The organism is Avibacterium sp. 21-595 (genome assembly GCF_023611905.1).
GTDB lineage: Bacteria > Pseudomonadota > Gammaproteobacteria > Enterobacterales > Pasteurellaceae > Avibacterium.
Genome location: NZ_CP091455.1, coordinates 1916024 through 1931165 on the forward strand (window position 1 = coordinate 1916024; position 15142 = coordinate 1931165).

Genomic DNA, 15142 nt, shown 5'->3' on the forward strand with positions numbered 1-15142 from the left:
ATGATGTCAGCAAAGAATACCATTTCTCTCATAAATAAAATGAATCTCGTTTTTTGTCTTTTTTGTACCGCACTTTATGTTCAAGCAGAAAATCAGCAAGAGGCGTTAGAAAAGTCCGAGATTACAACACTAGAAACAATTCATATTAAAGAGAAATTTGAAAAACAGAAGCAAAATGTTTCTGGCTTAGGGGAAGTACGTAAAAATCAGGCTCAAATACAAAATGAACAAATAGAAAATATTCGTGATATCACACGCTACGATCCCGGTATTTCAATCACCGAAGCGGGAGGACGAGGAACCACTAGAGGGTTTTCTATACGTGGAGTTGATCAAGATCGAGTCGCTATTGATCTAGATGGATTAGGTGCTTCATCAACATTGAAAAGACATGATGCAAGCGGTACATTTTCAATGTTATCCGGTTCAGCAAAAAATGATGTGGAATATGAAGATCTTCGACTACTTGATCTAAGAAAAGGCGCATCATCTGCTGAATCTGGTAGTGGGGCATTAGGTGGTGCTGTATCAATGGAAACGAAGAATGTTGATGATTTCTTACAGCCCGATCAATCCATAGGCGGTCGTTTTAAAACAGACTATACCTCCAAAGATAAGCGAAAATTATATAGCGGTGGTTTAGCTTTCCGAGCGGGGAAGTTCGATGGGTTTGTGCAATATTCTCATCGTAATGGACATGAAATTCAAGCGCATAAAGATCTTTATAAAGGCACGCTTTTCATTGCGAATCACGCTGATCCTGTCGATCCTATTATGAATAAAAAAGGGCGTTGGGTCAGTATGGAAGAAGTAAGTGGCGTACGTCGTCGTATTCCTAATCCACTCGATTATGAAAGTCATTCATTACTGAGTAAATTTGGTTGGCATTTTACCCCTCAACACTACTTGGGCATTGTACTAAATCGAACTAAGCAACAATATAAAATGCGGGAAATGCAACGTCCAAATTATTATAATGGTCAAGAAAAGCATCTGATTAATGGTGTACTCTACCCTGAATCCCCTTTCTATGATGAAATCTCAACAAAACGGATTCAATATACCCCTTCGCAATTTTATTTTGATACTCATCAAAACAATAGAATTGGATTAGAGTACCGTTTTGATGCAAAAGATGAAGCAGCTTGGGTAAACTCTGCGGTGGTTCGTTTTGATAAACGTGATCTGATTATGAAATCAGAAGTGAAGCGGTTAAATTGTGCCAAATGGCCTTCCGTAGATGCGAATTGCTGGGCAACTGAAGAAGGGCAAAAATCTTGGCATCATATTGTTAATAGCAAACAAACAGACTATCGCTTCGATCTCAATTTGAATAAACTCTGGGAATGGGGAGAAACAGGGCACGATACCCGCGTGGTTCTCGGCACGATATTGAGTAAGCATCATTTTTATGATTATGATCGTTTTAGTGACATCATTTATAAACGTGTCGGCTCAGGACCTCGTGAATTTGCTGGTAAACACCATATTGATTTTCACCCAATTAGTCCAATAAAAAGTCGCCATTATTTTATAGGTATAAGCGACTCTATCACGCTAGGACAAAAATGGTTTATCTCTAGTGCATTACGTTATGATCACTATCAATTTAAAGGTAACCCTACCCTTGAGGAACAGCAACGCTCTATTCAATTCAAACAAAGTAAATACCAAAACCTCTCTTGGGATCTGGGTATAAAATATCAAATTATCGAACCATTAGCCCTTACTTATCGTAATAGTAGTGGATTTAGAATCCCTTCTGTTTATGAACAGCTAGGTCCTGATCTCAATGCCTATGGACATTCAATCCAAGGAAAATTAGACAAAGAGTACTCACGCAATCAAGAAATTGGTGCAGAATTTGAATACAAAGCATTACGCCTAAAAAGCAGTTATTTCTGGGCGACCTATAAAAATATGATTGCTCTTGCCTCTTTAAAAAAACCTACAGGGCAAGGACGAGGTGATCTATTCTATTACAATACGCAAGATATCAAAGTACGTGGCTATGATATTAGTGCCAATTTAGATCTATATAGTTTATGGGAACGCTTTCCTGAAGGAATTAATCTCTTTGCTAAAATTAGTAAAACGCAGCAAATTGGCGGACCAGCCAAAATGCCTGAAGGATATGAAGGAAGAGCATATTCCCTTGATTCTATTCAACCATTACGCGTGGTCTATGGAATCTCTTACCTCTCACCAGAAGAAAAATGGGGGCTTAACTTCGTTACAACCTATTCCAAAGGCAAAGATAGTGGAGAATTGGTTGCCCAAGATAGTTCACCTTTAGGTGTGATAGAAGAAAGCCGTTCTCACATTAAAACCAAATCTTGGATCATTGCCGATCTCACTGGGCATTATCGATTTAATAAATATATGACATTCCGAGCAGGGATCTATAATTTATTTAATTACCGCTATGTGACTTGGGAATCCGCTCGACAAACAGTATGGAATGGCAGTTTAGAAACGAATTTAGACACGCCAAACTATTCTGTCGTGGCCGCCCCAGGACGTAACTTCTTCGCAGGACTAGAAATTAAATTCTAATAGGTTATTAAATGCAGTATGACATTCAGGCATACTGCATTTTCTTGAGTAATAAGTAAAATGAAAAAAACAACATTTTTAATTCTTCCCCTTATTCTATCGAGTAAAATCTGTGCTTTACCACAAAACATAGATATAAAAGAAGCGCCAGAATTAAATTATGAGCCAATCCATATTAATTCTTCCTCCTCTTGGCAGGAAACCCCAAAAACCTCTTCAATGCCTCTTAAGATTAAGGCAGAACAATTACGCCATACGCCAGAATTATTACAAAAAGTGATAAATCTTGCGATTGCGCAGGAACATATTCCACTACTCAAAAAAATTCTTCCTGTCTATGAAACGAGTACTCATCCAAATCCAATTATCATCGCTTATGCAAAAGGACTCGTAGCAAAATCAGCACAACAATATCCCCTAGCTATAACAGAGTTTACAAAAGTAGAAACACTTTACCCTAATTCGGAAAAAGCCATTTTTCACCATATTGATAGTCTTCTACTAAATCAACAAATTTGGCAAGCTACTGAACTTGTTCAACAGCATTTAACAACGACATCCTCCCCGCAATTTATTACTCAACTAGAAAAAATCGATCAATACCTCCAATCGCGCAAAGCCTGGAAACACTATATTGCAATTGAATTTCTCAATGATAAAAATATTAATAATGCGCCAGATAAACAAAAAATCGGTGCCTTTTCATTTGAAAAAAAACTTGCGGATAAAGGATTAGGCTATCAATTTGGAAATCGAAAAACTTTTTTTATGCCAAATGGTTTTTATACACAATGGCAAAGCGATTTTATCGGAAAAATATACCGCACTTACCACCAATATAATGATTTTTATGGGCGAATAACAATACCATTCGGCTATGCAAATTATCATCATCAATTTACACTAGAACCTTATTCAGGATTACGCATTTTTTCAGGAAAGCCCTATACAAATCATTTTGGTATAACAACCAGTTGGCAATATCAATGGACCAACTATTTTCGCAGTAAAATTGCATTTAATTATGCCACTGAAAGGTATCGGCAGAAACAATATAAACATCTCACAAACTACACGCAAAATTTAGCGTTGAGCAATTCTTGGAACATTAACTCAAGATGGTATGCCGGCATTTCCGTTGATATAGGTAAAAAATATGCTACCGCTTATCCACAAGATCGGTATATAAAATATCGGGCGAATCTCAATATAGGCTATCAAAACAAAAATATTGGTGTCCGTTTACGCCTTGCTCGTGAACAAAAATACTACAAAGCGCCATTTTATTGGGGGTTAAGTGGTAATGCCAAACGGCAAGATCGAGAAACACAATTCTCAACATCCATCTGGTCACCCCGTATTCAATTCATGGGAATAGTGCCAACATTAAGCTATAACTATCAACGGGTGAACAGCAATAGCTTAAATATTCCTTATCACAAACATAGCATCACATTGGAAATACAAAAAATATTTTAATATAAGTTCTCCTTTAGTACCTATCATTCTTAGCTTGACTGGCTAAGATGCTAAAAATAAAAAGGAGAGCGTTCGATCTAGAAATCGAGACTATAGCTCTCCTGAATCAGTAAAATTTAGATTATATAAAAGTGCGGTGATTTTTTTCTAAATTTTAGGCTAACCAATCCAACCGACTTGATATGAAATAAATAACACAGTAAACAAAGATAAATAAATAAGCCCAATAAATGACAACCATAATAACCCCCCTTCAACCTTATGTTCACCTTTTAAGACGAGAGAAAGATTAAGATAGGCAAAAATAGGCGTTGAAACAAAAGAGCAAATCATAGCAAAGCGCAACATTGTTGCAACATCACTCATAAAGAAACTAATGATAATTATGCCTGCTAATGCGGCAAAGGTCATCCATAAAGCCAATTGTTTTGGTGACTGCTCTTTATGATTTAATAATAAACGTAGAGCCTCAGCATTCGCTCGGGAATAACCATCGATCACCGTGATTGTTGTTCCAAACATACACATTAATGCAACAAAGGCAATTAATAAGCGAGACCAATCTCCAATAGCATAAGCATACATTTTAATTAATTGCGCAATATATTTCACACCAGCTTGTTCCACGGCTTCTCCAGAACCATACTGAATGAGCGCCCCTAATGCTAAAAATACCATTGCTAGAATAGCGGTACCAATAAAGCCTACATTAAAATCAAACAGTCCATCTTTATAATTTATATGGGTAAAACGTCTTTTGGCCACAACCCACATTGAGTTAATTGCAGAAATTTCAATAGGTGCTGGCATCCAGCCCATTAAGGCAACAATAAAACCAAGCGAAAGCATATTCCAAGGGGATGGCTCAATAAAGTCTGGCGCAATGACTTTTTCCTTGAAAACGGCAATAATTACTGCTGTTACAGTTGCCGTAGTCAATGCAATCATAATCCATTTCGATAAACGATCTAAAAAGCGGTATTTACCAAGCAATAAAATACACCAAGTTAGGACAATAATAACCGTACTCACCTGAGAAATACTTAATCCCCATTCTTTAGGTAAAATAAAACTTAAAATCGCTGCAGTTACAATGCCTACTCCAGCTGTATTAATCGCTGTCGCAAAAACATTAAGCAAGAAAAAAATTAATAAATAAAAATATCCTTTTTCTTTATAACCCTCTAGCAAGGTTTTCCCTGTACTTAAAGTGTACTGAGTACCAAAACGGAAAAAAGGGTATTTAAATAAATTTGCAAGAAGAATAATAATCGCTAATTGCCAGCCATAAATCGCCCCAGCTTGCGTTGACGCAATAAGATGCGATCCCCCAACCGCAGCGGAAGCCATTAAAATACCGGGACCTAAAGCCGAAAATTTAGAACGCCACGTAGAAGCATTGAAATTTGAAGTCGTTGTCATTTGTTATATTCCTTTTTATTACATCATCCACAACAATGATGGATGCACACAATAACACAGCAAGGACGAAAGTAAAAGCCTCATTTTTAGTATAAAAAACTGAGGAAAAGATTAAAAAAGACAAATAGAATAAATCTCAGATATTTAACACTATAAAAATGATAAAAAACAGAATAAAACTCCAATACAATTTAATAGTAAGATATTTAATTCTTAAGCTTACATCAGAAAAGTATAGGTAAATCTGTTTCTATTAAAAACTAAAAATGGAATAGAAAATGAATAATGATGGCTGGGGTACTAGGATTCGAACCTAGGGATGCCGAGATCAAAACCCGGTGCCTTACCGCTTGGCGATACCCCATTAGGAATTCTATAATTAGAATTTTTGATAAGAAATCGGATAGTATGGCTGGGGTACTAGGATTCGAACCTAGGAATGCCGAGATCAAAACCCGGTGCCTTACCGCTTGGCGATACCCCACCTACTAAAGAACTGCAAGCTAATGAATGGTGCGGGACGAGGGACTTGAACCCACACACCTCGCGGCGCCAGAACCTAAATCTGGTGCGTCTACCAATTTCGCCAGTCCCGCAAATATGGTGGCTATGACGGGATTCGAACCTGTGACCCCAACATTATGAGTGTTGTGCTCTAACCAACTGAGCTACATAGCCAAACATTTTGCATTCACCTCATCGGCTTTGCGGGGCTAATTATGCTGATCTGACTCCCCTTCGTCAACTCTTTTTTTACGCTTTTTTCTAAATTCTTTCTCATTCGCATAGAGATTATACAAATCGGCGTAAAAGCAACCGCACTTTACTCTGCTAATAGATGTTGGAGCAATCTACCATCGAATAAGGCTTGTTTAATCAACGCAAATGCGCCGATAACATCTTCATTTTGTAGTTCAGAAGCCACCAGTGGTGTATTTTTCACAAAAGCAGGCAATGCCAAATTATCCAAGGTGCGGCGAATAGCGGAAAACAGTACATCCTTAGCTTGCGTAATTTCTCCTGAAATCACGATTTTTTCAGGGTTAAACATATTTACGCTCATTGCAAGTACACGTCCAATTTGGATACCTACGTGTTCGATCAACTCTACTGCGACGGTATCTTGTTTATTCACCGCCTTACAAATCGCTTCAATATCATGACTTTCTAAAGAAATCCATTTGCTTTGATAACCATCTTCAAGTAAACGTTGCATTTTTTCTTCAATTGCCGCATTACTGACCACGGTTTCCAAACAACCTACATTGCCACACAAACAGCGTTTACCTAAAGGATCAACCTGAATATGCCCAATTTCCCCCACATTATTTTTATAACCAAGGAATACTTCGTGATTAATCACAATGCCAGCACCAACACCACGATGAATACGTAGTAATAAAGAATCATAGCAATCTTTTGTTACACCGAAATAATGTTCTGCTAAAGCAAGGCTACGCACATCATGCCCAATAAAGGTCATCAATTGAAATTCCTGTGTTATTTTTTGCGCTAATAACCAAGGTTCATCTAACTTAAGATAAGATAAATGTTCAATCGCGTTTGTTTTGCTATCAACAAAGCCTGATACAGTAACACCAATTGCAATAAATTCACTACGGCGATGCTGATTGGCTTCAATGAATTGCTTCAAGTGAGTACATAAAAATGCTTCGATTTCAGCGGCACTATTCATCTCTGGCAAATCAATCACGGTTTTCTTTAATAATTTTGTAGAAAGATCCATTATTGCAAAGGTAATATACTCTTGTCCCAACCGAATTAGAATGGCTCGAAATGCCTTATATTCCGCAATAATCGACGTTGCTCGGCGTCCCCCTGTTGATTCTTGTTGCTCAACTTCTTTAATCAAACCGCGCGCGAGTAAATTTCGCGTAATTTTTGTCACACTGGCTGGTGCAAGCTGGCTTAATTCTGAAATTTGAATACGAGAAATTGGTCCTTGTTGATCAATTAATTTATAAACCACCGCACTATTCATTTGTTTAACAAAATCAACATTTGCAATTTGATGATGATCCCACATTCTCTTTTCCTACATCATAAAACCGATAATGGGGGTATTTTAAAATGAATTGAACAAAATGCCTAGCTGAGAAAACAGGCTAAATAAAAAGGTAGCCTGTGCTACCTTTTTCTTATCAATAAAGTGCGGTGTTTTTTCTCTTAGTTTTCATACCATTGCCATTGCCCATTGACTGCACTGCCTAGCACTTTAAAATCATTATTGAATAACGTCAGGTTAGCAATTTTCCCTTCGGCAATATCTCCTAGATAAGCATCCACACCAATGGCTTTTGCCGGGTAGTAATTGCACATTCTTAGGGTTTCATCAAGTGGAATCCCCACTTGTTTTACCGCATTTTCTACCGATTCAATCATTGTGATCGCAGAGCCGCCGAGCGTACCATTTTCGTCATAGCATTTACCATTGCGCACATACACGGTTTTCCCCACAAAATCGAAAGATGTGATATTCGCACCAGCGGCAGCAGTGGCGTCTGTCACGATACACAATTTATCGCCTTTGACTTTTTTATCAATTTTGATATTGCCGAATTCAACGTGCAAACCATCCACGATAATACCTGTGTAAATATCGCTATCTAACACCGCACCGACAACCCCCATTTCACGCCCTGAACTAATCGGTGACATTGCATTATGCAAGTGTGTAGCGAAAGTTGCACCATTGGCAATCGCCTGTTTTGCCACATCATAAGTGGCGTTGGAATGCCCAATGGAAACCACAATGCCACTTTGTACAAAATCACCAATGTATTTCGCGGTTGGGTTTTCAGGCGCCAGTGTAATCTTGCTAATCACCGAGGAATTTTGGCATAGAAAATCTTTCATTTCAGAACTAATGGCACGAATATATTCCGCCTGATGCACGCCTTTCTTTTCTACGCTTAAATAAGGACCTTCCAAATGCAAACCAAGTGCTTGGTTTTTATGCTTTTTAAGGTACTCGCCCATCACTGAAACAGCCTGCTTAATGCCTTCATCATCTGCCGTGATAAACGTGGGCAAATAACTTGTCGTGCCTGAACGCAAATTAGTTTGTTGCATAATTTCAAGGGTTTTCACTGAAGTATCGCCATTAAACATAACGCCACCACAGCCATTTAATTGTAGATCAATAAACCCTGCGGTTAGATTATTCCCTTTTAAATCAATTTGTTGCAATCCTTCAGGCAAGTTTTCTTGTGGCATAATCGCCACAATTCTCTCCCCATCGACGATCACGGCTTGCCCATACTGCACGCTTTGCGAGGTATAAACGACCCCGTTTACTAATGCATAACTCATTTTTTACCTTCTCTATAAGACACTATGAATTGCTTTAGCTTCTAACTCAGTAAAATATTTAACAGTTTTTACTTTTAGCTCTTGTGTAGCAGGTTCATCACAAACAAAAATCGCGTGGCGATGTAGTTGTAACGCACTAATCGTCCAAAAATGATTCACGCTCCCCTCCACGCCAGCTTGCAACGCAAGGGCTTTGTTATGTCCCGTAACTAAAAGCATCACTTCTGCCGCATCTAATAAGGTTGCAACCCCAATCGTTAGGGCGTATTTCGGTACTTTATTAACATCATTATCAAAAAAGCGCGAGTTTGCAATTAAGGTATCTTCTGTCAATGTTTTAATTCGAGTACGAGACGCTAAAGATGAGGCAGGTTCATTAAAGGCAATATGTCCATCCACGCCTACTCCGCCCATAAATAAATTCACTTTGCCATAAGATTTCATTTTTTCTTCGTAACGGCGGCATTCTTCATCCAGATCAGAGGCATTGCCATCTAGTAAATTAATATTTTTTTCTTGAATATCAACGTGATCGAAGAAGTTTTTATACATAAAAGTGCGGTAACTTTCAGGATGATCTTTAGGCAATCCTACATATTCATCCATATTAAAGGTAACCACATTTTTGAAGCTTACTTCCCCAGCCTGATACAGTTTAATTAATTCTTTATAAGTTGCTAAAGGGGTGCCACCTGTTGGCAGTCCAAGCACAAAAGGCCGCGCTTCTGTTGGATTAAATTCATTAATACGATCAACAATATGACGAGCTGCCCATTTGCTGACTTGTTCGGGAGTTTGTAAAGGAATTAAACGCATAGCTCTCTCCTATTTGCTATTTTGAAGTATCATTTCATAATTTTGATTATAAAATAAAATTAACTTCAAAGGAAAATAGAATTTTATTGAAAAGAAAAAATCGTGATCTACATCACAAAGAAAAATTCGCAAAAATAATACCGCTCTATTCAAAAGCGGTATTATTCTGGAATTAGGAATAAATGGTAGAAAATTAAGCCTTACCCCAAACTTCCTCAACAATTTCACGGATAAAATCCAGTTTATTCCATTGTTGCTCTTCCGTCAGAATATTGCCTTCCTCCGTTGAAGCAAACCCACATTGTGGGCTTAAACAGAGTTGGTTGATATCCACATATTGTGCGGCTTCTTGAATGCGTTTAATGATTTCATTCTTATCTTCAAGGTTACCATCTTTTGACGTAATTAAGCCAAGTACCACTTGCTGATCTTTAATAAAGCGCAATGGTTTGAAATCACCCGAGCGATCACTATCGTACTCAAGAAAGAAACCATCTACATTGCAATTGCCAAATAAGATTTCAGCTACAGGCTCATAGCCCCCTGATGAGAACCACGTTGAACGGAAATTGCCACGACAAATATGCATCGTTATTGTCATATCTTCAGGTTTAACAGCAATAATACGATTGACCATATACACATAATCTTTCGCCAGCTGTTCGAGATCAAAGCCACGCGCTTGATAAGCTTGGCGTTTTTCTTCAGAACATAGTTCGCCCCAGCTTGTGTCATCTAATTGCAAGTTGCGACAGCCCAACGCATAGAATTTTTGCATTGCACGAATATAAGCCTCAGCAATATCATCAAGTAGCTGTTGATTATTGTTTTTATAACGCTCAATGGGTTGATACGCCGTTTCACGCACCGTACAAATTAAATGTAGCATTGACGGTGATGGAATGGTGAATTTCACAGGATAATCCCCTGCAATTTGCTGTAAAGAACGGTAATGTTCAAGGAATGGATGATGATCGGAAAAACCAATTTTATCGACAATTTTCAACGTCTTAGGACGAACATTATGATGCTTAAATTGAACAGAAAATTTTTCTGCTTCAACTTCTTCCACGCCTTCTAAAGCACTTAAAAAATCCAAATGCCAAAAAGTACGACGAAATTCGCCATCAGTTACCGCAGGCAAGCCTACTGCTTTTTGTTTTGCCACCAAATTGGCAATTTCTTTGTCTTCCACTTCGCTCAGATCTGCACAAGAAATATCACCACAGCTACATTGTTGGCGTGCTTGTTTTAAGCTTTCAGGACGTAAAAAACTTCCCACAATATCAAAACGATAAGGGGCATTATCTCGAAGTTGTGCATTAGGAAATAGTTTGCTCATAATCACTCTCTTTTAGTTATAGTTAGATAGGAAGCAACGATTTTAACAAAAAATTCACACATATCCTAAAAAATGCGAAAAAAACCACCGCACTTATAAAACGAAAAAATTCTTACGATCGGGATCGCAAAACCGCGGTTAATTTTCCACGATGGCAGAAAAATCGATTAATATCCGAACAAGTTTTTATATGGGAGAAAATGATGTCTTATATTATGCGTAGTTTGTTCACCTTATTCACACTCTGGTCACTTTTTGCTTATGCCAATCCACCTGATTTAATGTTGCTTGGTACTTACCATAATCAAAACGTGCAAGGTTGGGTGATGAGCGAAAAATTAGACGGCATCAGAGGATATTGGGATGGTAAGCAGCTTTTTACAAGGCAGAATAAAATCCTCACACCGCCTGCTTATTTTATTAAAGATTTTCCTCCTTTTGCCATTGATGGTGAACTGTTTAGTCAGCGTAATGAATTTGAGCAAATTTCCTCCATTGTGCGTTCACAAAAAGATAAGGGCTGGGAAAAATTAAAGCTCTATGTATTTGATGTCCCCAATGCCAAAGGCAATCTATTTGAACGCTTAGCAGTGTTAGAAAATTATCTGGCACAGCATCCTAGCCAACATATTGAAATTATTAAACAAATTCCCATTAAGGATTATTCTCAAGTACAAGATTTTCTGCACCAAGTAGAACAAAATCAAGGAGAAGGTTTGGTGTTGCGTAATCCTAATGCCCCTTATGAAAAGAAACGTAGCAACCAAATATTGAAATTAAAGACCGCACTTGATGAAGAATGTGAAGTGATTGCACATCATAAAGGTAAGGGGCAATTTGTCGATAAGCTCGGTGCCATTACCTGTAAAAATCAGCGCGGCGAATTCCGTATCGGGTCAGGTTTTAAATTGACAGATAGAGAAAATCCTCCCCCCATCGGTTCAATCATTACCTATAAATATCGTGGTTTAACGCAAAAAGGATTGCCGAGATTTGCCACTTATTGGCGGAAGAAAGAATAAAAAAATCCCCTTAAAATCAAGGGGATTAATAAAGTGCGGTGGAAATTAAGCCAAAATTTTATCTAATTCTGCGCTCACTTCTTCCACTTTTTGTGTACCGTCTAAGCGGAAATAGTTCGTATTCCCCGCTTTAGCTTCCGCTTGGTAGTAATCCACCAGTGGCTTGGTGGTATTGTGATACACTTTCAAGCGATCTAATACCGTTTCAGGCTTATCATCAGCACGAATAATTAACGCTTCGCCTGTCACATCGTCTTTTCCTTCCACTTTTGGTGGGTTATACACAATATGGTAAGTACGCCCAGATGCTTGGTGAACACGGCGACCACTCATACGTTCTACGATGACTTCATCTGGCACATCAAATTCCAGCACATAATCAATGCTAATACCCGCACTTTTTAAGGCATCAGCTTGTGGAATGGTGCGTGGGAAGCCGTCTAATAAAAAGCCTTTTGCACAATCATCTTGCGCAACACGCTCTTTGACTAAAGAAATAATTAAATCATCTGGCACAAGTTGCCCTGCATCCATTAAGGTTTTCGCTTGTTTACCTAATTCTGTCCCCGCTTTAATCGCCGCACGCAGCATATCACCGGTTGAAATTTGCGGAATACCAAATTTGTTCATAATGAATTGTGCTTGCGTCCCCTTACCAGCACCGGGCGCACCTAAAAGAATAATTTTCATAGTAACCTCATTTTTAGAAAAATTTGCCTTACCATACCGTTAATAACGTTAAAACTCAATACTCAACAAATGATGAACATTAAATTTGTACTATTTAATGAAAAATTAAGCAAAAAATGACCGCACTTTTACTTTAGTTCACTTCATCAATGTTGATTTGTTTAATTTGTTCTAAATGTTGTGGCGATTTACGGTATTTATCTAGCCATAATAAAAAATTAGCATAGACGGTTCCTGCCACAGAATGCCACACGCAAGCAACGGCACAAACCACCGCAGATTCTGGAATAGTTGGGAAGAATTTCATACTTAAGCCCGTGGCTAAACCTGCATTTTGCACGCCAACTTCCAAGGAAATGGTTTTCTTTTTGGCTAAGCTCATACCAAATAATTTCCCTGCGGAATAACCTAGCGCATAGCCAATCACATTATGTAGCACAATACAAAGTAAGATCATTAAACCTGACTGTAAAAAATAATTGCCATAAACGGCCACAACGCCTCCCACAATAAAGGCAAAATTTATCACCGCAACGCCGGGCATTAAGGCTTTAATATCTTGGAACCATTGTTTACGATGTAAAGTAATATTTAAAATTGACCCCACTGCCACAGGTAATACCGTAACCAAAAGCATAAATTTGAACATTGCCCAAGCATTCATTTCTACGCTTTGCCCAACAAGGTAGTTAAGTAACAAGGGGGTCATTACTGGGGCAAGCAAGGTTGAGACCGTGGTCATTCCCACTGAAAATGCTACATCGCCTTTACATAAAAAAGTCATAATGTTAGATGCCACGCCACCAGGGCAAGATCCCACAAGCACTAAACCAAGCGTCAAGGCAGGCGAAAGGTCAAAACTTTTTGCAATGGCAATGGCGACAAAAGGCATAACGGTATATTGCACAAAGGTGCCAATTAAAATATCCAAAGGGCGTTGCGCAAGCACCTGATAATCTTGCTTACCCAAGGTCATTCCCATTGAAAGCATAATAATACTGATGATGAAAACTTGTGTATCGCCTTTAACCCAAGTAAATAAACTCGGTTGATAAAAGGTAATCAGTGATAGCACAATAATAAAAAGTGCGGTGAATTTTGCTAATAAAAAACTGAGCTTCTTCAAAAATTGCATTACTTTCTCCTACATTTCTCTCTCAATAAACGCGCTAGCTCCCCTCATTCCAAGGGGCAACTTTGACTAAGCATAACATACCGGGGATTGCCAGCCAGAAACAAAGCCAGAAATAATCATAGTAGCCTAGCCAATCGATCAATGCCCCTGCTTGGGTATTGAGCGTAGCCCTTGGTAATGCGGCAAGGCTGGTGAATAAGGCAAGCTGGGTGGCGGTGTAAAGTGGGTTGGTTTCCCTTGCCATAAAGGCAACAAAGGCAGCGGTACCTAAGCCGATGCCGATATATTCCGCCGCCACAACAAGGGAAAGCGACCACAAGGCACGGCTATCTACAAGCTCAAAAGGCCCTTGTTTAGCTAGCCACGCAAAGCCAAGAATGGTGATAATTTGCACTAAACCAAATAACCATAAGGCACGGTTAATACCAACTTTCAGCATTAAAATCCCACCTAAAATGCTCGCGATGACCATTGGCCATAAAGAAGCGTTTTTCACGACCAAGCCAATCTGCGTTTTGCTAAATCCCATATCTAAATAAAAAGGTGAAATTAACGCCGTTGCCATACTGTCGCCCAATTTATACAGAAAAATAAACGCTAAGATCCCTAAGGCAGACCAGACGCCTTTGCGTTGAAAAAATTCACTAAAAGGGTCAATCACACTTTCTTTTAAAGTGCGGTGCTTTTTGAGTGTGATTTTAGGTTCTGTACTTAAAAATAGACACATTAAAATCCCCGGCAACATAAACATCGCGGTGATAATAAATACCGTTTGCCACGGAAAATGATCAGCCAAAATTAGTGAAAGCGAACCAGGAACAAGCCCAGCTATACGGTAAGCATTAACGTGGATAGAATTACCTAAACCTAATTCCTTATCAGTTAAAATTTCTCGTCGATACGCATCTAGCACAATGTCTTGCGTAGCAGAAAAAAACGCACAAAGCACGCCCAAGGCTGCAATCAAACTCAACCCAGCCTGCTTGCTTGGATCTAAAAAGCCAAATAATGCAAGACTGATTAATAATAAAATTTGTGAAATAAACATCCAGCCACGACGACGTCCTAAGAAAGGCGGCACAAAACGATCGAGCAACGGCGCCCAAATAAATTTCCACGAGAACGGAAGCATCATCAGGGTGAAATAGCCTAAGGTTTTAAGATCCACATTTTCTGCACGCAACCAAATAGGTAATAAAGACACAAGAACATAAAGAGGCAAGCCTGAGCTAAATCCGGTAAATAGACAGATCAGCATATTACGGCTGAAAATTTGTGAAAATAAGTGAGTTTGTGTAGTCATAGCCATCGAGTGCGGGGTATTTTTCAAACAAATTGTGCTGTAAG

At 38.6% G+C, this 15142-nt stretch carries 11 protein-coding genes and 4 tRNA genes; 3 read left to right on the plus strand and 12 right to left on the minus strand.

The features are described 5' to 3' along the window. Positions 1-2556, plus strand: a complete 2556-nt coding sequence (locus L4F92_RS08865) for a TonB-dependent hemoglobin/transferrin/lactoferrin family receptor (RefSeq protein ID WP_250363458.1) — start codon at positions 1-3, stop codon at positions 2554-2556. Between the two features lie 60 nt (positions 2557-2616). Next, positions 2617-4035 carry a surface lipoprotein assembly modifier gene (locus L4F92_RS08870; RefSeq protein WP_250363459.1) on the plus strand — a complete coding sequence of 473 codons (1419 nt, stop codon included), beginning with the start codon at positions 2617-2619 and terminating at the stop codon, positions 4033-4035. A gap of 159 nt (positions 4036-4194) precedes the next feature. On the opposite strand, the gene L4F92_RS08875 is transcribed toward L4F92_RS08870, so the two are convergent. From L4F92_RS08875 to L4F92_RS08915, 9 genes are all read right to left on the minus strand, one after another. Next, the gene (locus tag L4F92_RS08875; protein ID WP_250363460.1) at positions 4195-5457 is read right to left on the minus strand and encodes an NRAMP family divalent metal transporter; all 1263 of its coding nucleotides are present in this window, start codon (positions 5455-5457) and stop codon (positions 4195-4197) included. A gap of 289 nt (positions 5458-5746) precedes the next feature. Further along, positions 5747-5821, minus strand: a tRNA-Gln gene (locus L4F92_RS08880). Positions 5822-5866: 45 nt separating this feature from the next. After that, positions 5867-5941, minus strand: a tRNA-Gln gene (locus L4F92_RS08885). Between the two features lie 27 nt (positions 5942-5968). Beyond that, a tRNA-Leu gene (locus L4F92_RS08890) sits at positions 5969-6053 on the minus strand. Between the two features lie 5 nt (positions 6054-6058). Continuing rightward, positions 6059-6135 (minus strand) — tRNA-Met (locus L4F92_RS08895). Between the two features lie 145 nt (positions 6136-6280). Beyond that, positions 6281-7504 (minus strand): ROK family transcriptional regulator, encoded by a 1224-nt coding sequence (locus L4F92_RS08900; RefSeq protein WP_250349656.1) that lies wholly within the window; start codon positions 7502-7504, stop codon positions 6281-6283. A 140-nt stretch (positions 7505-7644) separates the two neighbouring features. After that, complete coding sequence (gene nagA, locus L4F92_RS08905) at positions 7645-8790, minus strand: N-acetylglucosamine-6-phosphate deacetylase (protein ID WP_250363461.1); 1146 nt, start codon at positions 8788-8790, stop codon at positions 7645-7647. A gap of 12 nt (positions 8791-8802) precedes the next feature. Beyond that, on the minus strand, positions 8803-9606 hold the full coding sequence (nagB, locus tag L4F92_RS08910) for a glucosamine-6-phosphate deaminase (RefSeq protein ID WP_250363462.1): 804 nt from the start codon (positions 9604-9606) through the stop codon (positions 8803-8805). A 193-nt stretch (positions 9607-9799) separates the two neighbouring features. Beyond that, positions 9800-10948: a 5-methyltetrahydropteroyltriglutamate--homocysteine S-methyltransferase gene (locus L4F92_RS08915; RefSeq protein ID WP_250363463.1), complete on the minus strand. Its 1149-nt coding sequence runs from the start codon at positions 10946-10948 to the stop codon at positions 9800-9802. Between the two features lie 215 nt (positions 10949-11163). Between L4F92_RS08915 and L4F92_RS08920 the strand changes: the two genes are divergently transcribed. After that, on the plus strand, positions 11164-11970 hold the full coding sequence (locus L4F92_RS08920; protein ID WP_250364587.1) for a DNA ligase: 807 nt from the start codon (positions 11164-11166) through the stop codon (positions 11968-11970). Positions 11971-12015: 45 nt separating this feature from the next. Here the strand turns inward: L4F92_RS08920 and adk are convergent, their stop codons facing one another. The 3 genes from adk to L4F92_RS08935 all read right to left on the minus strand — a co-directional run bounded on the left by adk (position 12016) and on the right by L4F92_RS08935 (position 15098). After that, positions 12016-12660: an adenylate kinase gene (gene adk, locus L4F92_RS08925; protein ID WP_250363464.1), complete on the minus strand. Its 645-nt coding sequence runs from the start codon at positions 12658-12660 to the stop codon at positions 12016-12018. A 133-nt stretch (positions 12661-12793) separates the two neighbouring features. Then, positions 12794-13795 (minus strand): bile acid:sodium symporter family protein, encoded by a 1002-nt coding sequence (locus tag L4F92_RS08930; protein WP_250349651.1) that lies wholly within the window; start codon positions 13793-13795, stop codon positions 12794-12796. A gap of 34 nt (positions 13796-13829) precedes the next feature. After that, the gene (locus tag L4F92_RS08935; RefSeq protein WP_250363465.1) at positions 13830-15098 is read right to left on the minus strand and encodes an AmpG family muropeptide MFS transporter; all 1269 of its coding nucleotides are present in this window, start codon (positions 15096-15098) and stop codon (positions 13830-13832) included. Positions 15099-15142: the final 44 nt, after the last annotated feature.